The organism is Nocardiopsis sp. TRM 82005, from assembly GCF_056312425.1.
Window position 1 is genome coordinate 87333 of the sequence record NZ_JBWDTQ010000015.1, and the last position, 25339, is coordinate 112671.

Sequence of the window (25339 nt, forward strand, 5' to 3'; positions counted from 1 at the left end):
AGAGACCGCAGCAGCGCCCCACCGAAGGAGGTCGGGGAAGCCTAGAGCGGTGGCCCGCCCCAGAGGGGTTGGGCAGAGCCTTCCGGAGACCCCGGCCGTGCGCCCTACCAAAACCCCTGCGGTGACGTTTCCCCAACCCCCTCGGGGCCTGGGCAGCCGCCGGAAGACGGGCACCTCCGGCCTGGTCAGGCCCGGGGGTGGGCCTGACGGTAGGTGTCGCGCAGGCGCTCCACGGACACGTGCGTGTAGACCTGTGTGCTACGCGGGCTGGCGTGGCCCAGGAACTCCTGCACGCTGCGCAGGTCGGCGCCGCCGTTGAGCAGGTGGGTGGCGGCGCTGTGCCGCAGCCCGTGCGGTGCCCCGTCGACACCGGCGGCGCGCAGGTAGGCGTGCACGTCATCCCGGGCCTGGCGCACCCCCAGACGTCTGCCGCGCGCCCCCAGGAACAGCGCGGTACCGCTTTCGGGGACCGCCATCTCCCGGCGGCCTCCGGACAGCCAGGCGTCGAGGGCCTCCAGCGCGGGGCCGCCCACGGGAACCGTGCGCTCCTTGGCGCCCTTGCCCAGGACGCGCACGGTGTTCCGTTCGCGGTCCACGTCGACCAGATCCAGTGCGCACAGTTCGGCGACGCGTACACCGGTGGCGTAGAGCGTCTCCACCACCGCGTGTCGGCGCAGGCCGGTCGGGGTCTCGGCGGGCCCCCGCGAGAGCGCGTCGGCGGCCTGGCGCTCGTCGAGCACCGCGGGCAGGGAGCGCTGCTGGGTCGGGGCGGACAGACGCGGGCCGGGGTCAGCGGCCAGCACCCCCTCGCGGTGCAGAAAGCGCGTGAGGGCGCGCACGGCCGCCACCCGCCGGGCCACCGTGGAGCGGCTCGCGCCCGCGTCGCGGGCCCGCGACAGCCATCCGCGCACCAGGGGCACGTCCAGGTCCTCCCAGCCGTGTCCCCGGGACTCCAGGTAGGCCAGAAGCGAGCGCAGGTCGGCCAGGTAGCCGCGCACGGTGTGGGGTGAGCGTCCCAGCTCGCCCGTCAGGTATGCGGCGAAGCGGTCCAGCATGCCCCTACTCCCCCGACGGCAGGCAGGCGATCCCGTCGATCTCCACGAAGTAGGCGGGGTTGACCAGGCCGCCCACCTCGACCAGGGACGCGGCCGGGCGGTGTCCCTTGGGGAGGCAGCCCAGCAGGGCGGTGCGGAACTCGTCGAGGTCGGAGATGTGGCGCAGGTAGTAGGTGAGCTTGACCAGGTGGCCGAGGTCCGCACCGTGGCGGGCCAGGACGGCCTCCAGGTTGCGGAAGATCTGGCGGGTCTGCCCTCCGACGTCCCCGGCGACCCCACCCTCGGGTCCCTCCGGAACCTGTCCGGAGACGAACAGCAGCGGCCCGTCCGCCACAAGGGCGTCACTGTAGGGTTTTGCCATGGCGATACCGTACCCACGGCGGGGGACGCCCTATCGCTGTTTCCTCCAGATCGGTCCGTGCGTTGCCTCCTCTCAGCGCGGAAGCCGCCAGCCCGACGGACAGCGCTCCACCAGACCGGCGGCGGCCAGCAGTCCCAGGAGCCGCATGGTGCCCTCCAGCCCGACCCCGCTGATCATGGCGATCACCGCCGGACCCGCCCCGGACCGGGGTACGGCCTCCAGTACGCGAACGCTGTCCCGGTCGAGTTCGGCGGACACCCGCAGCGGCCCGGTCTCCGGCGGCAGCTCCTCCAGCGCGCCCACCTGGGCGACGACGTCGTCCGCGCAGGTGACACACCCCGCGTGCCAGTCACGGAGCAGCAGGTGGCACCCCGCCGACATCGCCGAGGTGACCGGCCCGGGGACCGCCATCAGCATCCGGTTCAGCTCGGCGGCGTGCGAGGCGGTGTTGAGGGCTCCGCTGCGCCGACCCGCCTCCACGACCACCGTCCCCGGAGTGAGCGCCGCGATGAGGCGGTTGCGCACGAGGAAGTCCGGAGCGCGCGGGGTGGCGCCCACCGGCCGCTCGCTCACCAGTACGCCGGTGCGGGCGACGTCGGCGAACAGACCCGCGTGCCCGCGCGGGTAGTCCACGTCCAGCCCGCAGGCCAGCACCACCACCGTGCTCCCCGAGGCATGGGCGGCCCGGTGCGCGGCCCCGTCGATCCCGTAGGCCCCGCCGGAGACCGCCACGACCGCGCGCTCGCCCAGCTCGTAGGCCATCTCCGCGGCCACGTGCTCGCCGTAGGGGGTGGCCGAGCGCGCCCCCACCATGGCCACCGAACGCAGGCACAGGTTGCGCAGATCCCCGCCGCCGCGCACCCACAGTCCGTGGGAGCGGCGCCCGCCGGGCAGGTCCAGCTCGTCGAGCCGTCCCGGCCACTCGGGGTCCCCGGGTACCACGAACCGGATCCCGGCCGCCGCCGAGTCGCCGAGCAGCCCGTCGGGGTCCACCACGGCCGCGGCGGCGCTCCATCCCCACCACCGCCGCCACAACCGGGCCAGCGCCTCCGGCCCGGGCTCCTCGTCCTCCGAGCAGGGCACCGTCGGCGGGGAAGCCCCCGCCACCAGTTCCGCCCACACCCGGGCGGCCCCGTGCTCGGCGAGCATCGCCCCCAGCCACAGGTCCCCCGGCGGGGCCACGGCCGTCAGGCAGGCCCGTGCCCGCGCGTCAGCCTCCCCCTCAGCGTCCCGCACCACCGCACCGCTCTCCTTTTCCGCTCCCGACCTGGCCGTGCTCACCACGCGCGCCCCGACCACAGCGCGAAGGCGTACGCGGCATCCTCCTCGCCGGGGCGGTCCCGACCGGCGAGGTCGGCCAGCGTCCACGCCACCCGCAGCGCCCGGTCCACGCCCCGGGCGCTGATCTGCCCCAGGTCCATCGCCCTCCCGAGCACCCTCAGCGCGGTGGGCTCCACCGGAAACTCCCGGCGCAGCTGGGCCCCGGGGATGGCCGCGTTGGTGCTCCACGGTGTGTGCGAGAGCCGCTCGGCGGCACGGGCTCGGGCTTTCTCCACCCTGGCGGCCACCACCTCGGAGGACTCGGCGAAGGCGCGGTCGGCGAGCAGCTCGGCCCTGGACACCGGCTGAAGCTCCACCTTGAGGTCGATCCGGTCCAGCAGGGGCCCCGAAAGCCGGGAAAGGTAGCGGCGCCGCTCTCCGGCGGGACAGGTGCACAGGTTGCCGGGTTTGGCGCAGGGACAGGGGTTGGCCGCCACCACCAGCTGGAAGCGGGCCGGGAAGGTCACCGTGGCGGAGGACCGCGCCAGGACCACCTCGCCGCGTTCCAGCGGTTCGCGCAGGGAGTCGAGCACCCCCCGTCCGAACTGCGGTGCCTCGTCGACGAACAGCACACCGCGGTGGGCCTTGGACACCCAGCCGGGGGAGGGGTGGCCGCTGCCGCCGCCGATGATCGAGGCCCGGGTGGAGGTGTGGTGCGGCGCGGCGAAGGGCGGTGCGGTGACCAGGGGCGACCCCGGGGGCAGGATGCCCGCCACCGAGTGGATGGCGGTGGCCTCCAGCGCCTCAGCGGGCCCCAGCTGGGGCAGCACCGTGGGCAGCCGTTCGGCCAGTAGGCTCTTCCCGGTGCCCGGTGGCCCCAGCATCATGAGGTTGTGGCCCCCGGCGGCGGCGATCTCCACCGCGCGGCGCGCCACCGGCTGCCCCAGCACGTCGGACAGGTCGGGGCCGCGGTCCCGGGGCTCACGTGGCGGCGGCACCGAACGCCCGGCGGCCTCCTCCGGGAAGTACTCCCCGCGCAGCCACTGGCACAGGTCCATCAGGCTGTCCACCGTCGTCACCTCGACGTCGGGCACCAGCCGAGCCTCGTCCGCGTTCCCCCGCGCGACGACGAATCTGCGGTACCCCTGCTCGGCGGCCGACACCATCGCCGGAAGCACCCCGGGCACGGGCCGGGCCCGTCCGTCCAGGCCCAGCTCGGCGATGAGGACGGTGTCCTCCAGCCGCTCCATCGGCACCGAGCCCGCCGCGGCCAGGACCGCGCCCGCGATGGCCAGGTCGAAGAGGCTGCCCGCCTTGGGCAGGCTGGCGGGGGACAGGCTGATGATGATCTGGCCGCTGGGCCACTCCTCACCGCTGTTGACCACGGCTGCGCGGATACGGTCCCTGGCCTCGCGGAGTGCGGCGTCGGGCAGTCCCACGAGGGTCACCCCGAAGTCGCCGCCGCCCAGGTGCACCTCCACCTCGACGAGATGCCCCTGGACCCCCAGCAGGGTGATGCAGCAGGTACGGGCGAGCGTCATCATGGCATCCCCCGCTCGTGGGAGACGAACACGCGCCCGCCGCTGACCAGGACGCAGACTCCGTCCACGCGCAGGGGATGGCCGGGGACCCGGTGCCGGGCCGCCCAGGCACGCCCGAGGCGGCGCAGGCGGCGGCGTTTGCCGGGGGTGATGGCCTCCACCGGATGTCCGTACCGGACGGAGGTGCGGGTCTTGACCTCGGCGACGACCAGGACGGGACCGTCCCGGGCCACGATGTCGATCTCACCCGCGTGGATCCGCCAGTTGCGGGCGACCACCCGCATACCAGCGCGTTGGAGGAAGGCCGCGGCGAGTTCCTCGCCGCGGCCGCCCAGCGTCCTTCGGTACTCGGCCCACCGGTCCAAGGTCGACCACCTCCCGTTACTACGGTCGGTGATCGCCGGTCACTGCGCCAGAGCGAGTTTTCTCCTGTGGACAACCGGAACCGGGCCGCCTGAGGGGCGCCCGGCGGAGAGTCAGCCCCCGACGCCCCCGTCGGTGGGCGGCATCTCCAGGTCGGCCTTGGTGATCTCCTCGACGTTGACGTCCTTGAACGTCACCACGCGTACGTTGCGGACGAACCTGGCCGGGCGGTACATGTCCCAGACCCAGGCGTCCTCCATCACGACCTCGAAGTACATCTCCCCGTTCTCGGTCGAACGCGGCTGGAGGTCGACGTGGTTGGTGAGGTAGAACCGCCGCTCGGTCTCCACCACGTAGCTGAACAGACCGACGACGTCCCGGTACTCGCGATAGAGCTGGAGCTCCATCTCGGCCTCGTATTTCTCCAGGTCCTCAGAACTCATCCACGCGCTCGCTTTCGTCGCACTCTCCGGTCGTGGTGTGCCGGTCCCTTCCACTGACACCGCCGCCGCGCGGGTTGTTCCCGATCGGCGGCGACCCCGCGCGGTGGGAGGACGCCAATACGGTCCAGATCCATCATGCGTCACGGAAGGGGCTTGTGTACCCCGTCGGGCGAATTTCTTCGGTGAATCGCCCGACGTACTCCGCCCGCGGCCCCGGGCCGTCCGCCGTGTGACCGCTCCGCCGGAAGGCTCCCCGCCCGGTCGGCGCCTCACCCGTCCTCGGCGTCGAGTTCCTCGAAGCTGTCCGGGACGCTCAGTGAACCGGCCTGGCTGAACGGCCAGATGATCACGAAGGCACGGCCCACCACGTGGTCGGTGGGGACAGCGCCGCCGCCGGGGTTGTTCTGGTTCATCCGCGAGTCGGCGGAGATCGCCCGGTGGTCCCCCATCAGCCACAGGTGGTCCTCGGGCACCTCGACCGGCCCGAACTCGGTGTGGCTGGCCACGCTGCCCGGGTACAGGTAGGCGTCCTCCTCCAGGGGGACGCCGTTGACCATGACGCGGTTCTGCTCGTCGCAGCACTCCACGGTGTCGCCGGGAAGACCGATGACCCGCTTGATGTACTCCTTGCCCGTGGGCGCCGCCCCCAGCTGCTGCTGCACCCAGGTGAACGCGCCGGAGACCGGATTGGTGGGTTCGGGGACCGACACGGTGTTCGGGTCGTCCCATGACCCGTCGCCGTCGAAGACGACCACCTCACCGCGCTCGATGTCGCGGATCTGGTAGACGACCTTGTTGACGAGCACGCGGTCTCCGACGAGCAGCGTGTTCTCCATCGAGGTGGAGGGGATGTAGAAGGCCTGTACCAGCCATGTCCTGATCACGAACGCCAACACCAAGGCGATCACGATCAGGATGGGGAGTTCCTTCCAGAACGACCCCTTCTTCTCGCTGCTCTGGGACTTGCTCATCTTGGCGTCCGCCTTCTCCTCAGGCTCCTGACCACCGGCTTCGGAGACACCACTGGCTCCCGAGAGCTCATGCTCTCGGGAGCCAGTGGCGGAGCTGTGCTCCTCCGGACCGGACCGGGCGGAGTCCTCGTCCTGGGCCCGGTCCGTGCCGAGGTCCCTCTCATCTTTGCTCATCGAGCCGAAGCCTATCCTGCCTCCCTGCCGGGAGCGGGGGTTTCGGCCCGGGAAAGGCGCGTGTGAGAGTCCGCGGCCACCCGCCGGAGGGTTAGCGGCGCTCGCGGATGCGGGCGGCCTTGCCCCGCAGCTCGCGCAGGTAGTACAGCTTGGCGCGACGCACGCGGCCGCGGGCGACGACCTCGTACTTCTCGACGGCCGGGGTGTGGATGGGGAAGGTGCGCTCCACGCCCACGCCGTAGCTCACCTTGCGGACGGTGAAGGTCTCGCGGCTGCCCGCGCCCTGACGGCGGATGACAACACCCTTGAAGACCTGGACACGGGTACGGTTGCCCTCAGTCACGCGGACGTGAACGTTGAGGGTGTCACCCGGACGGAACTCCGGGACGTCGGAACGCAGCTGGGTCTTTTCCAGCTCCTGAATGGCGGTGTGCATCTCGCGAATCCTCATCGGTAGCGCTCCGCGTCCTGTCCCCGGCGGGGAGGGGTGCGCGGGCGAGGGCCCTTATGGGTCTGAACTTTCGAACCGCCCGGGTGACCGTCACAGAGGCCGACGTCGTGCCGCCGGCATGCGGATGCCGCCGATCACCAGGGGGGAACCCACCCAGTTTGCCACATCTCAGATGGCGTCTCGAACGCCCTCCTCCGCGAGGACCTCGCGGTCGCGCCGGTCCAGGGCCTCCTCGGGCAGGGCTTCGACCAGGTCGGGGCGGTTGCGCGCGGTCCTGCGCAGTGCCTGGTCGCGGCGCCAGCGGTCTACGGCGCCGTGGTTGCCCGACAGCAGCACCGGCGGCACCTCCCTGCCCCGCCAGGTGGCGGGCTTGGTGTAGACCGGCCCCTCCATCAGGTTCTCCATACCTCCGGAGGCGAAGGAGTCCTGCACGGCCGACTCGGTGTTGCCCAGCACGCCGGGCAGCAGCCGGGTGATCGCCTCGACCATCACCAGCGTGGCGGACTCGCCGCCGTTGAGCACGTAGTCGCCGATACTGACCTCCTCGACGGGCATCCGGTCCGACGCCGCCGCCACGACCCGGGAGTCGATGCCCTCGTAGCGGCCGCACCCGAAGACCAGCCGTTCCTCCTTGGCCAGGCGCTCAGCGTCGACCTGGCGGAACGGGCGGCCGCTGGGGGTGGGCAGGATCAGCCGCGCGGGTTCGTCCGCCACGACCTCGTCGAGCGCCTCGCCCCACGGCTCGGGCTTCATGACCATGCCGGGGCCACCGCCGTAGGGGGTGTCGTCCACGGTGTTGTGCCGGTCGTGCGTCCAGGTGCGCAGGTCGTGCACGCGCACGTCGAGCAGCCCGGAGACACGCGCCCTCCCGATGAGGGACAGCTCCAGGGGACCGAAGTAGTCGGGGAAGATGCTGATGATGTCGATGCGCACGGCGCGCCCCTTCAGTCCGCGAGGTCGAGCAGGCCGGACGGGGGGTCCAGGACGATCCGCCCGCCGGGCACGTCGACCTCGGGAACCAGGGCCGCCACGAAGGGCACGAGGACCTCGCCGCCCTCGGGAGCGGTGATGACCAGGACGTCCTGCGCGTGGTGGAGGACGTCCTCCACCGTGCCGACCGGCTCGCCGCCGGTGGTGACCGCTGCCAGGCCGATGAGTTCGTGGTCGTGGAACTCGTCCGGGTCCTCCAGGGGAGCGATGTCGGCGGAGTCCACGAGCAGGGTGGTGCCGCGCAGCTTCTCGGCGGCGTCGCGGTTGGCCACGCCCTCGAAGCGCACCAGCAGGCGGCCGCTGTGGCGGCGGGTGGAGGCGACGGTCAGCGGACCGGCCCCCGCGGGGTCGGTCTCCAACACGGAGCCGTCGGCGAACCGCGCCTCGGGGTCATCCGTGCGCACGTCGACGGCGACGTCGCCGCGGACACCGTGTGCGCGGCCGATCCGGCCGATAACGAGTCGCATGGGAATTTCCGTCCTTTGCCCGGTCCCGTCCTCGCCGGAACTCGGAGAGAAAACCGTGCCCGGAGCTTGTCGCCCCGGGCACGGCTGCGGGGCGCCGACCGTTCGCGGTCGGCGCCCCTGGAGGCGCGTCAGCGCACTTCGTGCAGGTCCAACAAGTCCACGCGGACGTAGCGGCCCCCGGCGAGGGAGCCGATAACGGTCCGCAGGGCCTTGGCGGTACGGCCGTTGCGGCCGATCACCTTGCCCAGGTCGTCGGGGTGAACGCGGACCTCCAGGACTTTGCCCTTGCGGAGCCTCTTGGCTCTCACCTGGACATCGTCGGAGTTCGCCACGATCCCCTTCACGAGGTGCTCAAGCGCCTCTTCCAGCACGTCAGGCCTCGCCCTCGGACTTCTTCTCAGCCTCGGCGGCCTCGGCGGGCTTCTCCGCCTTCTCCGCCTTCTTCTCGGACTTCTTGCCCTTGCCCTTGCCCTCGGCACCGGGGAGCACGAGCTCCTTCAGCGCGGCCTGGAAGGCGGCTTCCTTGGCCTCGGGGTCCTTGGGCTCGGCGACCTGGAGCGGAGCCGGAGCGGGCAGGCCCTTGAACTTCTGCCAGTCACCGGTCTTGCGCAGGAGGACCTTGACCGCGTCGGAGGGCTGGGCGCCCACGGACAGCCAGTACTGGGCCCGCTCGGAGTCCACCTCGATGTAGCTGGGGTGCTCCTTGGGACGGTACTTGCCGATCTCCTCGATCGCCTTGCCGTCGCGCTTGTTGCGGGCGTCGGCAACGATGATGCGGTACTGGGGCGTACGGATCTTGCCCATACGCTTGAGCTTCAGTTTGACAGCCACTGGAGTGGTCTTCTCCCGATTAACGGTGTGAGCGCCCGTCGGTGAAACCACGTGGGGTTGTGGTACCCGGCGGGACAGACGTGGGTGACGGGCTAGTTAGAGGGCTGGCCCGAAACCGTTAGTCGACTACTCATTGTGCCAGACGCGGACGGGTTCCCCGCACACGACACCAACGGTTCATGGACGAGAGCGGCCCGTCCCCGGAACGTGGACGGGCCGCCGGGCCCGGTTTCCCGGGCGGTACCAGCGGCTCGCTGCCGAAGGCGAGCCGACGGGCCGGTGGCCCGCCCGCGTCCATGACGCGGGGCGGCTGGCGGCGCCACAGGCATGGTAACCCTCCGCCCGCCCTCTGGCGGGTGGAGGGGACGGCACGGGCCGCGCTATTTCTTCGGGAACTTGAAGTTCGACAGGTCCGGCATGTTGGGACCGCCGCCCAGACCGGGTGGGAGCGTGGGCTGGCCACCGTCGCCGCCGAGGCCCGGAGGCAGCTGCGGCGCCTGCTGCTGGCCGCCCTCCTCCTGGCGGCGCTGCCGCTCGGCGGCGCGCTCGGCCTCCTGCTGGCGGGCCTTCATCGGGTTGCCGCTGCGCTGCTTGCCCTTCTTCGCCTTCTTGGCCTGGCCCTTGACCTTCTTGCGGTTCCCACCGCCACCACCCGGCATGCCGGGCATACCAGGCATTCCACCGCCGCTCTTCATCTTGCGCATCATCTTCTGCGCCTCGAAGAAGCGTGTGACCAGGCCGTTGACATCGCTGACCTGCGTGCCCGAACCGTTGGCGATGCGCAGGCGACGCGAGCCGTTGATCGTCTTCGGGTTCGAGCGCTCGGACGGGGTCATCGACTGGATGATCGCCTGGATGCGGTCCAGGTCCTTGTCGTCGATGCTGTCGATCTGCTCGCGCATCTGCCCCATGCCGGGCATCATGCCGAGCAGGTTGCCGATCGGGCCGAGCTTGCGGACCATCGACATCTGCTGGAGGAAGTCATCCAGCGTGAAGTCGTCCTCCGAGGCCATGGTCGAGGCCATCTTCTCGACCTCGGACTCGTCGAACGTGCGCTGTGCCTGCTCGATGAGCGTGAGCACGTCACCCATGTCCAGGATGCGCGAGGCCATCCTGTCCGGGTGGAAGAGGTCGAAGTCCTCCAGCTTCTCGCCGGTGGACGCGAACATGATGGGACGGCCGGTGATGTGCCGGACGGACAGGGCCGCACCGCCACGCGCGTCACCGTCCAGCTTGGTGAGCGCCACCGCGTCGTAGCCGACGCCGTCGAGGAAGGCCTGCGCGGTGTTGACCGCGTCCTGACCGATCATCGCGTCGACGACGAACAGGATCTCGTCGGGACTGACCGCGTCGCGGATGTCCGAGGCCTGCTGCATCATCTCGCTGTCCACACCGAGACGGCCAGCGGTGTCGATGATCACCACGTTGTGGTTGTTGCGGCGGGCGTGCTCGACCGACTCGCGGGCGACCTGGACCGGGTCGCCGACGCCGTTGCCGGGTTCCGGCGCGAACACGGGGGACCCGGCGCGCTCACCGACCACCTGCAACTGCGTGACCGCGTTGGGGCGCTGTAGGTCGGCGGCGACCAGCAGCGGCGTGTTGCGGTCGGCCGCCAGCCATTTGGCGAGCTTGCCCGCCAGGGTGGTCTTACCGGAGCCCTGAAGGCCCGCGAGCATGATCACGGTCGGCGGGGTCTTGGCGAAGCGGAGCTGCCGGGTCTCGCCACCGAGGATCTCGACCAGTTCCTCGTTGACGATCTTGATGACCTGCTGTGCCGGGTTGAGGGCCTTGGACACCTCCTCGCCCCGCGCGCGCTCCTTGACCCGCGAGATGAACTCACGGACCACCGGCAGCGCGACGTCCGCCTCCAGCAGCGCGAGACGGATCTCCCGCGCGGTCGCGTTGATGTCCTCCTCGGACAGGCGCCCCTTGCCGCGCAGCGAGGAGAAGACCGATGTCAGCCGGTCGGAAAGCGTCTCGAACACGAGTGTGGCCAGTCCTTTGTCTCGGAATTGGTCTCCCAGCCTACCCGCCCCGGGTCACCCTGGAGTATCACGAGACGGGGAGAAATCCGTGCACCGCACGGAAGGCGGAAGAGGCGGGGAGTGCCGCGGCCGCGGGCCGCCGGCCGGGGCGAGGGAGCGAGTCAGTTACCGCTACCGCTCTCCTCCCCTTCACCGGCCCCTTCCTCCTCGGAGGGGGCGCCGTCATCCGAAAGGGTGGTCTCACGCTGCTCGTTGAGGTTGGCCAGCATCTCCTCCTGCTGACCGCCGGTCAGCCCTCGCGTGGAGAGCTGCGCCTCCCCGTCTATGGTGTAGGTCTGCTGGTCGGCGCTGACGATGTCGTAGTTGGCGCCGCACGACAGGTCCATGGTTCCGCCCGCCTCCAGAGCGCCGCCGTCCTCGCACGTCTGCTCACCGATGTCGGCGTTGCTGAAGGTGACGTCCATGCGCACGGTGACCGTGCCGCTGCCGTCGCCGCCCGCGTCACGCACGGTACCGGACCAGGTGCAGTTGGGGCCGTCCTCGCACGACATGCTGGGGTTGCCGTCCCAGCCCACCTCGATGCGGGCGTCCCGGGAGCCGGTCAGTTCCTCCTCCGTGGTGGTGATGACACCGTCGTAGAGCTCCTCGGCCTCGGCGGTGTCGGCCTCAGCCAGGTCCAGGCGCACCTGCGGGCCGCTCTCGGCCTCCTCCGGGACGAGTTCCTCGATGGCGATGCGCTGGATCTGACTGGTCTCGGCGTTGATCCACACCTGGTCGTGCTCACCTGCCAGGTCGACCCGGTAGGTGAGGGTACCGTCCAGGCTCTCCTCCGTGGCCTCCTCGGAGTCCAGCTCGATCGCGCTCAGGGCGGCGGAGAGCTCAGGCGGGGCCAGGACGGCGCTCGGGTCGAACCCGGCCTGGGGCGTGGAGGCGCGCACCCAGTTGTCGTCGAAGTCGTCGGAGTCCGGACCGAAGACCCCCTGGTCGAGCCAGAAGTCTCCTGCGGACCGGATGAAGAGTTTGTCGTCGGCGCTGATCAACTCGGCCTCGATGCCGTTGGCGCGGATCGTGCCGTTGGCCGTGCCGGAGTCGGCCACGGTCAGGGAGGTGTCGCGCACGTCGGCGGAGCCGACGCTTTCGGCGACCTGCCCGGTGGCGGTGAGCGCCGGGTAGGCGGCGAGATCGGCCAGGGCCTCCTCCAGGAGGGGTGCGGCGGCGACCGGCTCGGCGGGCTCGGAGCTGGGCTCCTCCTCGCCCCCGCCTCCAGGACGCAGGTCGCTGAGGCCGATGGAGCACCCGGCCAGCCCGAGTGCGACGACCGCGCCCGCGGCGGCGAGCGCGGCGCGCCCACCCCGGCGACCCCTGTTGTGACTAACCGGCGCCATCTTGCCTCCTGACCCCGACATGTGGGGCACTGTACGAATCAGCATGGTTTACGGGCGGGCGGCGGGTGGATGGCACCGGCCCTGGCCCCGTCTCTTGGCGTGAGATGCGGATGCGCGGCTCCCGGTTCCGCCGTGTACCCCTTCGGAGGGGGAACCGGGACGGTTCCATGACGGGATGCTTCCGTCGGCCGGGCACCCCCGCGCCCGGTTCTACCGCCGCACCGCTCCGAAAGGGTATCGAACCGATGCGTGGGACATGGCCAATACGGAGCTACGAATGCCTACATATGCCACGAAAAGTGTCCGAAGCCACGAATGGGGCTGACGGGGATCGCTCCCCGTCAGCCCCTGAGACACCTCACCGCGTCAGCGGCGCAAGGCCTGCGGCCTCAACGCTGAGGACTAGGCCTTGACCTGCGGCGAGGCCGTCCCCCCGCCCGGAGGCGTCGGCGAGGAGACCGCTTCTTCCTCCATCTCGTCCAGCTCGTCGAAGGCGTACGCGGATTCGGCGTGCAGTTCGTGGTCCAGCCCGTTGGTCTCGACTTCCTCGGGGATACGGAATCCCATGATGAGGTCGATGACCTTGGCGATGACCCACGTGACGACGAAGGAGTAGAGCATGACGCCGATGACCGCGATGGCCTGGACGGCGAGGAGACCGATGCCGCCGCCGTAGAGGAGCCCGTCGGAGCCGTTGGCCACACCGGAGGCCAGGAAGCCCAGCACCAGGGAACCGATGATGCCGCCGACCATGTGGATGCCCACGACGTCGAGGGCGTCGTCGTACTTGAACTTGAACTTCCAGCTGATCGCGTAGGCGCAGACGGCACCGGACAGCGCACCGACGGCGATCGCGCCGAGGGGGGTGACGTCCGCGGCGGCCGGGGTGATGGCGACCAGGCCCGCGATGGCACCGGAGGCGAAGCCGAGAGCGCTGACCTTGCCGTACCGGAGGCGCTCGACGAGCATCCAGGCGCCGGTGGCCGCGGCGGTGGCCACCTGGGTGTTGACCAGGGCCAGGGCGGCGGTGCCGTCGGCGGCGTAGGCGGAACCGGCGTTGAAGCCGAACCAGCCGAACCACAGCAGCGCGGCACCCAGCAGGACGAACGGCAGGTTGTGCGGGCGCATCGACTCCGAGCCGAAGCCCTTCCGGCGGCCGAGAACGAAGGTCAGGGCCAGCGCGGCGGCACCGGCGTTGATGTGGACGGCGGTACCGCCCGCGAAGTCGATCACCTCGTAGCCGCCGATCTCCAGGCCGCCGATCCAGCCGCTGCCCCAGACCCAGTGGGCGACGGGGAAGTAGGCCAGGAGCGCCCAGATCGGGGCGAAGAGGACCCAAGCGCCGAACTTGGCGCGGTCGGCGATGGCTCCGCTGATCAGGGCCACGGTGATCACCGCGAACATCATCTGGAACCCGGCGTCGATGAGGAGCGGGTAACCCCCGGCGCCGTCGTCCATGGGCTCGACCTCACCGATGAGGCTGGACAGCCCCACGTGGTCGAGTCCTCCGATGAAGGCGTCCACCGGGCCACCGTCGGAGTAGGTGAGCGAGTGGCCGATCAGGACCCAGAGCACACTCACGACCGCGATGCTCGTGAAGCTCATCAGCATCATGTTCAGGACGCTCTTCGCCCGCGACATACCTCCGTAGAAGAAGGCCAGGCCCGGGGTCATGAGCATCACGAGGGCTGCGCTGATCAGCAGCCACGTCGTGTTGCCGGTGTCAATCATTACGTCGCCTCCATAGGACGGACGGGGGACTGTCTGTGAGGGCGGCGGTCAGCGAGCGCATCATCGGGCCCGATGCAGAACACCACGCAGGCAACTGTCTGACCGGGGTGTTTCTCCCCTGGACCCGATGTGTTGCGCTCCGGTAAAAGGACAGACAGCAGTGTTAAGGAGCCGTGAACCGAGGCCCCGAAGCGCGCGAACACACGCGCACCGACGCGGAGCGACCCCCGTCACACCAGCAAGGGGTTACGAAATGGACACGGAGAGTCGTTGCTCACGTCCGCGGCGACGGCGCGGTCAGCTGGTCGCCCTCCGTGTTGCACCGGGGTTTCCGCCGCGTGTCGCGTTTCACGCCCCACACGCACCGGGAGGACACCGCCGTCACATCCCCGTGTACACACGGGTGCGGCCGGACACCCGGTCGGGTGTCCGGCCGCGTCGCCGGTATGGGGGCGCGCCCGCCGGGCGCGCCCCAGTTCAACCTTCGGACAGGATCGTGTCCACGAAGACCTCGGGGTCGAAGGGCGCCAGGTCGTCAGGGCCCTCGCCGAGCCCGACGAGCTTGACCGGCACGCCCAGCTCCCGCTGGACCTGCACGATGATGCCGCCCTTGGCGGTGCCGTCCAGCTTGGTCAGTGCGATGCCGGTCACGTTCACGACCTCGCCGAACACCCGGGCCTGGCGTAGGCCGTTCTGCCCGGTGGTCGCGTCCAGGACGAGCAGCACCTCGTCCACCTGGGACTTCTTCTCCACGACCCGCTTGACCTTGCCCAGTTCGTCCATCAGGCCGGTCTTGGTGTGCAGGCGGCCCGCGGTGTCGATGATGACGGTGTCGACGCCGTCATCGATGCCCCGCGAGACGGCGTCGAAGGCCACGCTGGCCGGGTCGGCGCCCTCTTCCTTGCGCACGACCGGGGCCCCCACTCGGCCGCCCCAGGTCTGGAGCTGCTCGGTGGCGGCGGCTCGGAAGGTGTCGGCGGCGCCGAGGACCACGCTGCGGCCGTCGCCGACCAGCACACGGGCCAGCTTGCCGGTGGTGGTGGTCTTTCCGGTGCCGTTGACCCCCACGACCATGATCACGGCGGGGCGGTCGCCGTGCGGCTCCGTGCGCACGGTTCGGTCGGCGCTGGTGACGATGTGCGCGAGAAGCTCCTCGCGCAGCAGCGCCCGCACCTCGTCGGCGCCGCGGGTGCCGAGCACCCTGACGCGGGTGCGTAGGTTCTCCACGATCTGCGAGGCGGAGGTCACGCCGATGTCGGCGGTGATGAGGGTGTCCTCGATCTCCTCCCAGGCGTCCTCGTCGAGGGAGTCGGAGGAGAGTAGGTTGAGCAGCCCCTGGCCGAAGGAGCTCTGCGAGCGGGCCAGCCGTGAGCGCAGGCGGACCATGCGGCCGGCGGAGGGGGGCGGGGCCTCCAACTCCGGTTCCGCGGGTTTGACGGCCTCCTCCGTGGGCGGCGGCGCCTGGGCGGGGGGCGTGCGCACGGTCCCCGTGTCCCGGTCCCGGTCCTCCACGGCGGTCGCCCCCGCGGACTCCCCGGTGGCCTCGGGCCTGGTCTCGTCCTTGCCCGGTTTGACCGAGCGCTGGGTCCTGACCAGGAAGAATCCGCCGGTGACCAGCAACACGACGGCGATGACGATGGCAACGAGCAAGGTGATGTCCATAGCACCGCCCAGTCTCCCAGAGTGTCCGACGCGTTCGTGTCACAGCGGGATGGCGCGCCGGGAACGAAGGGGGCGCTCTGCCTTCCGGAACCCCGCTCCCTCGACCCCGGCCCCGCCCTCCGTCACGGTCCTGCGGCACGGCTCCGGCCCTAAGTGCTGCGGTGGCGCGTGGTGCGCAGGATGAGCACGAAGAAGGGCGCGCCGAGGAAGGCGGTGACCACGCCGATGGGCAGTTCGGCCGGAGGGATGAGGGACCTGGCGACGATGTCCACCACGACCAGGAAGGCGCCGCCGAAGAGCACTGTGACCGGAAGGATCGCCCGGTAGTTGGAGCCCACCAGGCGGCGCACGATGTGTGGGACGACGATCCCCACGAAGCCGATCAGGCCGCTCACCGACACGGCTGCGGCGGTGGCCAGGGACGCGGCGCTGATCACCACGATGCGCACGACGGCTGGGTTCAGGCCCAGGCTGACCGCCTTGTCGTCGCCCAGGGCCAGCATGTCCAGCAGGTATCCGCAGGCCAGCAGCACGGCGAGGCCGACCACCGCGTAGGGGGCGACGAGGCGCACGTCGTCCCAGCCGCCGCGGCCGAGCCCTCCGAGCAGCCAGGCGAAGATGCGCTGGAGCTGGTCCACCCCCATCTGCTGGACGAGGGTCTGCGCGGCGGACAGGAAGGAGGAGACGGCCACGCCCGCCAGGACGAGCGAGGCCGTGCCGCCCCCGCCCGCCGTGGAGCCGAGCAGGTAGGCGGCGGCCACGCCGAGAAGGGCGCCGAGGAAGGCCGCGACGGGGACCAGGGCTCTCGGGGAGTCGCTGAACTGCTGGCCGAAGACGATGACCATCGTCGCTCCGAGGCCGGCCCCGGAGGCGGCGCCCAGGAGGAAGGGATCGGCCAGCGGGTTGCGGAACACGCCCTGGTAGGCGCCGCCCGCCGTGGCCAGGAGCGCACCCACGATCGCGCCCATCACCACGCGGGGCAGGCGCAGCTCCACCAGCAGGGCCGCCTCCCGCTCGGTCAGCGGCGACTGTACGTCGAAGGGCAGGAGACTGAGCAGGTGCAGGACGATGTCGGCCGAGGAGAGGGAGGCCGCTCCCGCGGAGATACCGAAGAGGACGGCCACGGCAAGCGCGGCCAGTCCTGCCACGGACCATGTGACCGGAGGTCCGACACCGCCCCGCATGCTAGTTGCCCGCGTTCTCGACGACGGCCTCGCCGACCAGGTCGGCGAACTCGACGACGCGCGGTCCCCAGCGGGAGGAGATGTCGGCGTCGAGCAGGTAGACGGCGTCGTTCTTCACCGCGGTGACGGTGTCGAAGGCGGGGCGCTCTGTGACGTCGGTGACCGTCGACTCGTCTCCGTAGGACAGGAAGATCATGTCGGGGTCCTCCTCGACGATGTACTCCTGCGACAGCTGTGGGTAGCCGCCGTCGGAACCGTCCTCGTCGACGGCGTCGGCGATGTTGACCAGGCCGAAGGACTCGTAGATCTGGCCCGCGAAGGTGCCGGAGGTGGCTGCGTAGGAGGTCTCGTCCAGCTCCTGGTAGAAGGTCAGCCCGGCGCCGTCGACCTGCTCGCGCACGTCCTCGACGATCGCGTTGAACTCGCTCTCGACCCGCTCGGCCTCGGCGTCCGCCTCCTCGGCCTTGCCGGTGGCGTCGCCGAGCAGGCGGATCTGGTCGTAGGTGTCCTCCAGGTCCACGGCGGCGTCGAGGACCAGCGCCGGGATGCCCACGGTCTCCAGCTGCGAGGCGGTCGCCTCAGCGCTGCGGGCGAGCACGACCAGGTCGGGATCATACTCGGTGATGGCCTCCACGCTGGGCTCGAAGCCGCTCAAGGCGGTGGTGGGGGCCTCCTCCGGGTGGTTGGAGTACTCGTCGACGGCCTCGACCTGGTCGCCCGCACCTATGGCGAAGAGCATCTCGGTGTGGCTGGCGGACAGGGAGACGATCCGCTCGGGCGCCTCCTCGACGGTGACCTCGCCGGTGGCGTCGGCGATGGTGACGGGGAAGGCGCCGTCACCCGCGGTCGGGCCGGGGTCGGGGTCGGGAGCGTCACCGTCCTGTGCACCGCATGCGGTCAGGACGAGTACGGCCCCGAGGAGGGCGAGGGGAAGATGGCGTGCGGTCCGCACGGTGCTCCTTTTCGGCAGGGGAAGGAGCACGGTCCCAACTGAGACGGCCTGTCCTTCCCACGAGGACGGGGACGTCGGTGTCGGGAAGGCGACCTGGCTCGTCCCCGTACGGACGGGGCTTCACAGTTGCGGGACAGCGCCGGGTCGGGCGGCCGCTTGTGGCCGCGTTAGCCGGACTTCGCTTCCTTGACACCGGTCGGGCCGCCCGTGGGCGGCCCGGCTCTTCCAGCGTACTCGGCCCGCCGCACGCTCCGGGGAGCGCCCCAAGGGCTACGCTGGCCTGCGTCTTCGCCGGAACGGCGGTGTTTTCCACGGAGAGCGAAACATCCCATCACCCTGCCCTTTTATCCCATTAAAAGACAAAAAAGCATATTGTCCGGTTTGCGCAAATATGAAAAACAGCGCGCCTCTCGTCCCGCCATGTGGCCAGATTGAGTCTTAATGAACATTGACACCTTTATGGCACACAGCAATGATCTCGTTGCTATGCGCGCCGATTAACCGAGTACGGACATTAAGCGGCGTATCCCCCTGAGCACCACAGACGTATCCAGCGGGGTGCCCCGCTCCCCCGGTGTCCCCCGGCGCGCACCGAGAAGGGATGTGTTGACAAGGTGGTACCCCACCGAACTCGCCTGGCACCGCTCGCCGGGTTGACACTCATTGCGGGCTTGGTCACGGCCGCACCGGCCAGCGCCGACGAATCCTCAGAGCTCGCCCCCCTGCACCCCGCCCCCTCCGCCGAGAACGGCGAACTGACCCACCAGGCCAACGGCCTGTGGTTCATCGAACTCGAAAGCCCGCCCACCACCGAGGGCTCCCCCTCGGGGCAGGTCGAGGGCGAGCAGGAGGAGTTCCGGGCCGAGGCCGAGGAGCACGGCCTGGAATACGACGAACGGCACTCGTTCAGTGACCTCTGGAACGGCCTCTCCGTCGAGATGGACGACACACAGGTGGGCTCGGCCCGGGAGATCCCCGGCGTCAACGCCATCTACCCCGTCGTCTCCTACCGGATCCCCGAGACCGATGACAGCGCCCCCGACCTGGACACCGCGCTGCCCATGACCGGGTCCGACACCGCCCAGAACGAGCTCGGCCTGACCGGTGAGGGCCTGCGGGTGGCCGTCATGGACACCGGCGTGGACTACACCCACCCCGACCTGGGCGGCGGCGGATTCCCCAACGACCGTGTGGTCGTCGGCCACGACTTCGTCGGCGACGACTTCAACGCTAGCGACCCGGCCTCCGTGCCCGTCCCCGACGATGACCCACAGGACTGCAACGGCCACGGCACCCACGTGGCCGGGATCGTGGGCGCCGAGGGTGAGGTCACCGGCGTGGCACCCGACGTGGAGTTCGGCGCCTACAAGGTGTTCGGCTGCGAGGGCTCCACCACATCCGACGTCATGATCGCCGCCATGGAGCAGGCCCTGGACGACGGCATGGACGTGCTCAACATGAGCGTGGGCTCCGCGCACTCCTGGCCGCAGTACCCCACGGCCGTCGCCTCGGACAACCTGGTCGACCAGGGCATGGCCGTGGTCGCCTCCATCGGCAACGAGGGCGACACCGGCCTGTACTCCGCGGGCGCCCCCGGCCTGGGCGAGGACGTGATCGGCGTCGCCTCCTTCGACAACACCCACATCCAGGCCGCCTCCGTCACCGCCAACCCCAGCGGCGAGACCCTGGCCTACATGGAGATGGGTGAGGCCGTCCCGCCGCCCGCGTCCGGAGAGACTGACGAACTCGTCTACGTCGGACGGGGTTGCACGACCCTGGGCGACGAGCTGGAGGGTGACCCCGAGGGCAGGACGGCGCTGATGGTGCGCGGTGAGTGCGCCTTCGCCGAGAAGTACGACGCGGCCCTGGCCGCGGGCGCCACCGGCGTGGTCGTGTACAACAACGTCGCGGGCATGTTCGCGGGCGGCGGCATCGTCGACCAGGGTGCGTTCGCCGTCGGGGTCTCCGCCGCCTCCGGCGCCCACCTGCGGGACCTCCTGGAGCGCGAAGAGCCCGTCACCCTGTCCTGGACCGGCGAGAACACCACCGTCCCCAACCCGACCGGCGGCCTGATCAGCTCCTTCAGCTCCTTCGGCCTCTCCCCCGACCTGGGGCTGAAGCCGGACATCGGTGCCCCGGGCGGCCTGATCAACTCCACCTACCCCGTGGCCAAGGGCGGTTACGCAACCCTCAGCGGCACCTCGATGTCCTCCCCGCACGTGGCGGGCGGCGTCGCCCTGCTGTTGCAGGCACGGCCCGACCTGGACGCGTACGAGGTGCGCGACGCCCTACAGAACAGCGCCGACCCCAAGGCATGGTGGGGCAACCCCGACCTGGGCTACCCGGACAACGTGCACCGCCAGGGCGCGGGCATGCTGGACGTGCCCGGATCGGTGCTGGCCTCCACGGCCGTGGCCCCCGGCAAACTGTCCCTGGGCGCCACCGAGGGCGCCGTGACCGAGACGGTCACCATCACCAACGACGGCGACGAGGAGGCCACCTACGAACTGGGCCACGAGAGCGCTCTGGGCACCCACGGCAACACCTTCACGCCCAGCTACAACGACGGCTTCGCCGATGTGGCCTTCGACACCGACGAGGTGACCGTGGTCCCTGGCGGGTCGGCCGAGGTCCAGGTGACCGTCACCCCGCCCGCCCAGGATTTCGAACAGATGATCTACGGCGGGTACGTCACCGTGGCCGAGGCGGACGGCGAGACCTACCGCGTCCCGTACGCCGCCTACAACGGGGACTACCAGGAGATCGAGGCGATGACCCCGATCACCGACGGGGCGGGCGACACCTTCGAGCTGCCGTGGCTGGCCAGGATCACCGACTGCGGCGCCTTCTCCGGCCTGGAGTGCGCCAGCGCCGACGGCGGCACGTTCGAGAACCAGCCCGACGGCGCCACCTACACGATGGCGTGGGTCGACGGGCTGCCGGACGTCCCGTACGTCACCGCGCACTTCGACCACCACGTCACCAAGCTGGAGATGGTCGTCGTCGACGAGCGCACCGGACGCCCGGTGCACCCGCACCGCAACGTCGCCGTGTCAGTGGACCACGTGCACCGCAGCGCGACCGGGACGTCGTTCTTCAGCTACCCGTGGGACGGCACGGTCGTGGACAGGCACGACAAGATCAAGCCCGTCAAGGACGGCGAGTACCGCCTGGAGGTCCGTGCGCTCAAGGCGCTCGGCGACCCGGACAACCCCGAGCACTGGGAGACCTGGACCTCCCCGGTGATCACCATCGCGCGCGGCTAGACAGCGCCCCCGGGGCTCCACCGCCGCACCGGGGCCGTTCCTTCCGACGGGAGGGGCGGCCCCGGCCGCGTGTCAGGTGCCGGTCGGTTCCCCACCGCCGCGGCGGTCACGCCTGAGCCGCTCCCTTAGCTCCTCCTTCCCGTTGACGGCGTCGAGGGCGCTCTCCCGGACGCGCAGCACGAGGCAGACCAGGGCGACGAGGCCACCGGGGCCCAGCCCAGCCAGGGAAGGGCCATCTCGGCGCAGGCCTGCGCCTCGTGGTGGAAGCCGGAACCGTTCCACGGCGGTCTCTGCCCCAGGACCGGGTAGCAGCTCAGCCCTTCATCGGGACGGACGTCCATCATCCGACCCGGCCATGAGACGTCCGTGACCAGGAACAGGAGGGCGACAGCGAATCCGCCCCCAGATCCCGCAGAGCAGGAACCCGCGCCAGGCGGGATTCCCTGGATCGCGGGTCCGCGCCACGAAGAGGACCACGAAACCGGGCAGAGACACCGTGCACAGGGGCCAGCATGAGGGTGGACTCTCCGGTCATGCCGCCTCCCCGTCCCCGTACGAACCGGACGGACGCTACCGGTCCCTCACAGAGCGTGCGTGGCCGGATCCGGCCGTCAGGCGGGGCGTTCGAGCTTCTGGCTGATCACCTGGGAGATACCGTCGCCCTGCATGGTCACGCCGTACAGCGCGTCGGCCGCCTCCATCGTGCGCTTCTGGTGGGTGATGACGATCAGCTGCGAGGAAGCACGCAGTTCCTCGAAGATCACCAGTAGCCGCTGTAGGTTGGTGTCGTCCAGGGCCGCCTCGACCTCGTCCATCACGTAGAACGGCGACGGTCGGGCCTTGAAGATCGCCGCGAGGAAGGCCACGGCCGTCAGGGACCGCTCGCCGCCGGAGAGCAGCGACAACCGCTTGACCTTCTTGCCGGGCGGACGCGCCTCCACCTCGATACCGGTGGTCAGCATGTCCTCGGGCGAGGTGAGCAGCAGCCGCCCCTCGCCGCCGGGGAACAGCCGTCCGAAGATCGCCGCGAACTCGCGCTCCACATCCAGGTAGGCGGCGGAGAAGACCTCCTGCACACGGGCGTCGACCTCCTGGACGATGTCCATCAGGTCCCGGCGGGTCTTCTTCAGATCCTCCAACTGGGCGTTGAGGAACGCGTGCCGCTCCTCCAGGGCCGCGAACTCCTCCAGCGCGAGCGGGTTGATCTTGCCCAGCTGGTTGAGCTGGCGCTCGGCGGACCTGGCCCGCTTGACCTGTACCTCGCGCACATACGGCAGCGGGACCGCGTCCTCACCGGCGTCCGCGGGCGGAGGCACGGGCACCCGGGGCCCGTACTCGGCGATGAGGGTGGGCACGTCCACACCCATCTCCTCCATCGCCTTGGTCTCCAGCTGTTCCAGGCGCATGCGCCGCTCAGCACGGGCCACCTCGCCGCTGTGCGCCGAACTGGTCAGCTTCTCCAGGTCCACGGACAGCTCGCGCACCCGGGCACGCACGGTCCTGAGCTCGGCGTCACGAGCCTCCTTCTCCTTCTCCGCGGCGGCCCGCTCGGACTCGGCGGCGACCAGGGACACCGCGATCCGGTCCAGGGCCAGCCGGGCACTCTCGGCGACGGCTCCGGCGATGGTGGCCTGCGCGGCACGGGTACGGCGGCGCTCGTCCGCGCGTTCCACGGCGCGCCGCTCCTCGAAGGCCTGGGCACGCAGCTGCCCGGCACGACCGGCGATCGAGCGGGCGCGCTCCTCGGCGGTGCGCACCGCCAGGCGCCGCTCCATCTCGGTGGCGCGGGCGCGCGAAGCCTGGGCGGCCAGCTCGTCGCGGGTATCGGCGTCGGGGGCGTCCTCCTCGATGGAGGCCGCCATCTCCTCGGCCTCGGCCAGCTCCTCCTCCAGGCGGGCCAGCCTGTCGCTCTCCTCACCGCGCGCGGCGACGGCCTTGGCGGCGGCCGCCGCATACCGCTCGGACTCGGCCTCGGCGGAGCGGGCCTGCCCGCCGAGCTTGCCGAGCCGCTGGGCGGACTCGTTGCGCTTGCGGTCGCTCTGGCGGCGGCGAGCGGTGAGCTCCTCCACCTCGGCGGCCAGGTCGGCGCGCCCGCGCTTGCACTCCTCCAGCTCGGCCGCGATCCGCGACGCGGCCTCCACGGCCAGCTCCAGCCTCTCGCCCGCCTCGTCCACGGCCGCCTGCACCTCCAGCAGGCTGGGGGCCGCGGCCGATCCGCCGTGGACCAGCGCGGAGGCGAACACGTCACCCTCGGGGGTGACGGCGCGCACGCCGGGGACCTTGCCGACGAGGTCGCGGGCGGTGGCGGTGTCGGCGGCCAGAGCGGTGCGGTCCAGCAGGGTGGTGACCGCGCCGCGCAGGTGTTCGGGTGCGACGACGGCGTCGAGGGCGTAGCGGGCCCCGACGGGCAGCTCGGGCCATTCCTGGAGGGGCACGGCGGGAAAAGCCTGGGCGATGACGATCCCGGCCCGGCCCGCGTCCTCGGACCTGAGCAGGTCGAGGGCGGCCACGGCGGTGTCGGGTTCGCTGACGGCTACAGCGCCCGCGGCGGTGCCGAAGGCCGCGGCCACGGCGGTCTCCTGGCCCGGCTCGACCTGCACGAGCGCGGCGAGACTGCCGAGCATCCCGGGAAGGTCGGCGCCCAGGAGGGTGTCGGCGCCGTCCTTGTGCGCCAGCCCCATCTCCAGGGCCTCCTTGCGGGCGGCGAGCGCGGCGCGCTCGCCCTCGGCGGCGCGTTCGGCGTCGCGTAGGCGGTTGAGCTCGGTTTCGGCCTCGGATAGCCGACGGGCGGCCCGCTCCTGAACGGAGTCGAGTTCGGCGTCGCCCTCGTCGAGCCCGGCGGACTCCTCAGCGGCCGTCTCGTACTCGGCCTGGGCCTGTTCGGCGCGCTCGGCGGCCTGCTGGGCGGACTCCTCCAAGCGGGTGATCTCCTCCTCGCTGGAGGTGAGATGCCTCTGTAGGCTCTCCACCCGCGCGGACAGCCGCACGAGCCCCTCACGGCGGTCCGCGGAGGCGCGTGCGGCGGCTTCCAGCCGCTTCTCCTCGTGGTGCAGGGCGTCCTCGGCGGCGGCGCGCTCGGTGACGGCGGTCTCCAGGACCTCCCGGACCTCCTCCAGCCGGGTGAGGAGCTCCTCCTCCTGGGCGGCCGCCTCCTCGGCCTCCATCTCCAGTTCCTCGGGGTCGCGGTGGTGCACGGGTTCGTCGTCGACGGAGGCCAGATTGCGGTGGCGCTCGTTCGCGAGGCCGCGCACGGCGTCCAGGCGCTCGGTGATGCGGGACAGGGCGTGGTAGGTCTCCAGTGCCCGGGCCAGGGCGGGGGCCGCGGCGCTGGACTGCTCGTCCAGCTCGGTCTCGCGTTCCTGGGCCTGTGCGAGGGCGGCCTCAGCGGAGGCACGGCGGGAGAGGACCTCCTTCTCGTCCGCCTCCTCCTTGGCCAGCTGCTCGGTGAGGGTGGCGATGTCGTCGGCGAGCAGGCGCAGGCGGGCGTCGCGCAGGTCGGCCTGGATGACGGCGGCCCGGCGCGCGAGCTCGGCCTGGCGCCCCAGGGGCTTGAGCTGACGGCGAAGCTCGGCGGTGAGGTCGGTGACCCGGTCCAGGTTGCCCTGCATCGCGTTGAGCTTGCGGATCGCCTTCTCTTTGCGCTTGCGGTGCTTGAGGATGCCCGCGGCCTCCTCGATGAGGGAGCGGCGCTCCTCGGGGCCGGCGTGCAGGACGGTGTCCAGCTGCCCCTGGCCGACGATGACGTGCATCTCACGGCCGATCCCGGAGTCGCTGAGCAGGTCCTGGATGTCGAGGAGACGGCAGGTGTCGCCGTTGATGGCGTACTCCGAACCGCCGTTGCGGAACATGGTCCGCTTGATGGTGACCTCGGTGTAGTCGATGGGGAGGGCACCGTCGGTGTTGTCGATGGTGAGACTGACTTCGGCGCGGCCCAACGCCTGACGGGTGGAGGTGCCCGCGAAGATGACGTCCTCCATCTTGCCGCCCCGCAGGGACTTGGCCCCCTGCTCCCCCATCACCCAGGACAGGGCGTCGACGACGTTGGACTTGCCCGAGCCGTTGGGACCGACCACACAGGTGATCCCGGGTTCGAAACGCAGGGTGGTGGCCGACGCGAACGACTTGAAGCCGCGCAGCGTCAGGTTCTTCAGATACACCCACACCTCCCACGACGGTCACCTCTGACACGGACCGCGATCACCTAAGGGTGCCACGAAGCTGTGACCGAGGGGTGGGGTTCGGGTCAGTGTCTCCTGACGGAGCAGGC

The 25339-nt window shown here is 70.8% G+C and carries 20 protein-coding genes; 1 reads left to right on the forward strand and 19 read right to left on the reverse strand.

All coding sequences use genetic code 11. The annotated features are described in order from the left end of the window. Positions 1-185 precede the first annotated feature (185 nt). From AC0T5L_RS11890 to AC0T5L_RS11975, 18 genes are all read right to left on the reverse strand, one after another. A complete protein-coding gene (locus AC0T5L_RS11890; RefSeq protein WP_476165493.1) occupies positions 186-1055 on the reverse strand; it encodes a tyrosine recombinase XerC in 870 nt (289 codons plus the stop codon). Positions 1056-1059: 4 nt separating this feature from the next. Beyond that, the gene (locus tag AC0T5L_RS11895) at positions 1060-1416 is read right to left on the reverse strand and encodes a RidA family protein (protein WP_476165494.1); all 357 of its coding nucleotides are present in this window, start codon (positions 1414-1416) and stop codon (positions 1060-1062) included. Between the two features lie 72 nt (positions 1417-1488). After that, complete coding sequence (locus tag AC0T5L_RS11900) at positions 1489-2652, reverse strand: DNA-processing protein DprA (RefSeq protein ID WP_476165610.1); 1164 nt, start codon at positions 2650-2652, stop codon at positions 1489-1491. Between the two features lie 41 nt (positions 2653-2693). After that, positions 2694-4217, reverse strand: coding sequence for a YifB family Mg chelatase-like AAA ATPase (locus AC0T5L_RS11905; RefSeq protein ID WP_476165611.1), 1524 nt, complete (start codon positions 4215-4217; stop codon positions 2694-2696). Continuing rightward, positions 4217-4582 carry a YraN family protein gene (locus tag AC0T5L_RS11910; RefSeq protein WP_476165495.1) on the reverse strand — a complete coding sequence of 122 codons (366 nt, stop codon included), beginning with the start codon at positions 4580-4582 and terminating at the stop codon, positions 4217-4219. The genes AC0T5L_RS11905 and AC0T5L_RS11910 overlap by 1 nt, the downstream gene beginning before the upstream one ends. A gap of 111 nt (positions 4583-4693) precedes the next feature. Beyond that, positions 4694-5023 (reverse strand): DUF2469 domain-containing protein, encoded by a 330-nt coding sequence (locus AC0T5L_RS11915; protein ID WP_476165496.1) that lies wholly within the window; start codon positions 5021-5023, stop codon positions 4694-4696. Between the two features lie 269 nt (positions 5024-5292). Next, positions 5293-6168 carry a signal peptidase I gene (lepB, locus tag AC0T5L_RS11920; RefSeq protein ID WP_476165497.1) on the reverse strand — a complete coding sequence of 292 codons (876 nt, stop codon included), beginning with the start codon at positions 6166-6168 and terminating at the stop codon, positions 5293-5295. Positions 6169-6259: 91 nt separating this feature from the next. Next, complete coding sequence (rplS, locus tag AC0T5L_RS11925; RefSeq protein WP_476165498.1) at positions 6260-6604, reverse strand: 50S ribosomal protein L19; 345 nt, start codon at positions 6602-6604, stop codon at positions 6260-6262. Positions 6605-6787: 183 nt separating this feature from the next. Further along, entirely contained in the window at positions 6788-7552 is a 765-nt protein-coding gene (trmD, locus tag AC0T5L_RS11930) for a tRNA (guanosine(37)-N1)-methyltransferase TrmD (protein WP_476165499.1), read from the reverse strand. Between the two features lie 11 nt (positions 7553-7563). Then, on the reverse strand, positions 7564-8076 hold the full coding sequence (gene rimM, locus AC0T5L_RS11935) for a ribosome maturation factor RimM (RefSeq protein WP_476165500.1): 513 nt from the start codon (positions 8074-8076) through the stop codon (positions 7564-7566). A 128-nt stretch (positions 8077-8204) separates the two neighbouring features. Further along, positions 8205-8447, reverse strand: a complete 243-nt coding sequence (locus tag AC0T5L_RS11940) for an RNA-binding protein (RefSeq protein WP_073704564.1) — start codon at positions 8445-8447, stop codon at positions 8205-8207. 1 nt (position 8448) lies between these two features. Then, positions 8449-8907: a 30S ribosomal protein S16 gene (gene rpsP / locus AC0T5L_RS11945; protein WP_476165501.1), complete on the reverse strand. Its 459-nt coding sequence runs from the start codon at positions 8905-8907 to the stop codon at positions 8449-8451. 380 nt (positions 8908-9287) lie between these two features. After that, positions 9288-10892: a signal recognition particle protein gene (ffh, locus tag AC0T5L_RS11950; protein WP_476165502.1), complete on the reverse strand. Its 1605-nt coding sequence runs from the start codon at positions 10890-10892 to the stop codon at positions 9288-9290. Positions 10893-11053: 161 nt separating this feature from the next. Beyond that, the gene (locus tag AC0T5L_RS11955; protein WP_476165503.1) at positions 11054-12277 is read right to left on the reverse strand and encodes a LolA-like protein; all 1224 of its coding nucleotides are present in this window, start codon (positions 12275-12277) and stop codon (positions 11054-11056) included. A 402-nt stretch (positions 12278-12679) separates the two neighbouring features. After that, complete coding sequence (locus tag AC0T5L_RS11960; RefSeq protein WP_476165504.1) at positions 12680-14008, reverse strand: ammonium transporter; 1329 nt, start codon at positions 14006-14008, stop codon at positions 12680-12682. A 477-nt stretch (positions 14009-14485) separates the two neighbouring features. Beyond that, positions 14486-15670 (reverse strand): signal recognition particle-docking protein FtsY, encoded by a 1185-nt coding sequence (ftsY, locus tag AC0T5L_RS11965; RefSeq protein WP_476165505.1) that lies wholly within the window; start codon positions 15668-15670, stop codon positions 14486-14488. A gap of 149 nt (positions 15671-15819) precedes the next feature. After that, positions 15820-16854, reverse strand: a complete 1035-nt coding sequence (locus AC0T5L_RS11970; protein WP_476165506.1) for a FecCD family ABC transporter permease — start codon at positions 16852-16854, stop codon at positions 15820-15822. A 1-nt stretch (position 16855) separates the two neighbouring features. Continuing rightward, the gene (locus tag AC0T5L_RS11975; RefSeq protein WP_476165507.1) at positions 16856-17806 is read right to left on the reverse strand and encodes an ABC transporter substrate-binding protein; all 951 of its coding nucleotides are present in this window, start codon (positions 17804-17806) and stop codon (positions 16856-16858) included. A gap of 614 nt (positions 17807-18420) precedes the next feature. Between AC0T5L_RS11975 and AC0T5L_RS11980 the strand changes: the two genes are divergently transcribed. Beyond that, on the forward strand, positions 18421-21072 hold the full coding sequence (locus tag AC0T5L_RS11980; protein ID WP_476165508.1) for a S8 family serine peptidase: 2652 nt from the start codon (positions 18421-18423) through the stop codon (positions 21070-21072). A 611-nt stretch (positions 21073-21683) separates the two neighbouring features. Here the strand turns inward: AC0T5L_RS11980 and smc are convergent. Beyond that, entirely contained in the window at positions 21684-25229 is a 3546-nt protein-coding gene (smc, locus tag AC0T5L_RS11985; protein ID WP_476165509.1) for a chromosome segregation protein SMC, read from the reverse strand. Between the last annotated feature and the right edge of the window lie 110 nt (positions 25230-25339).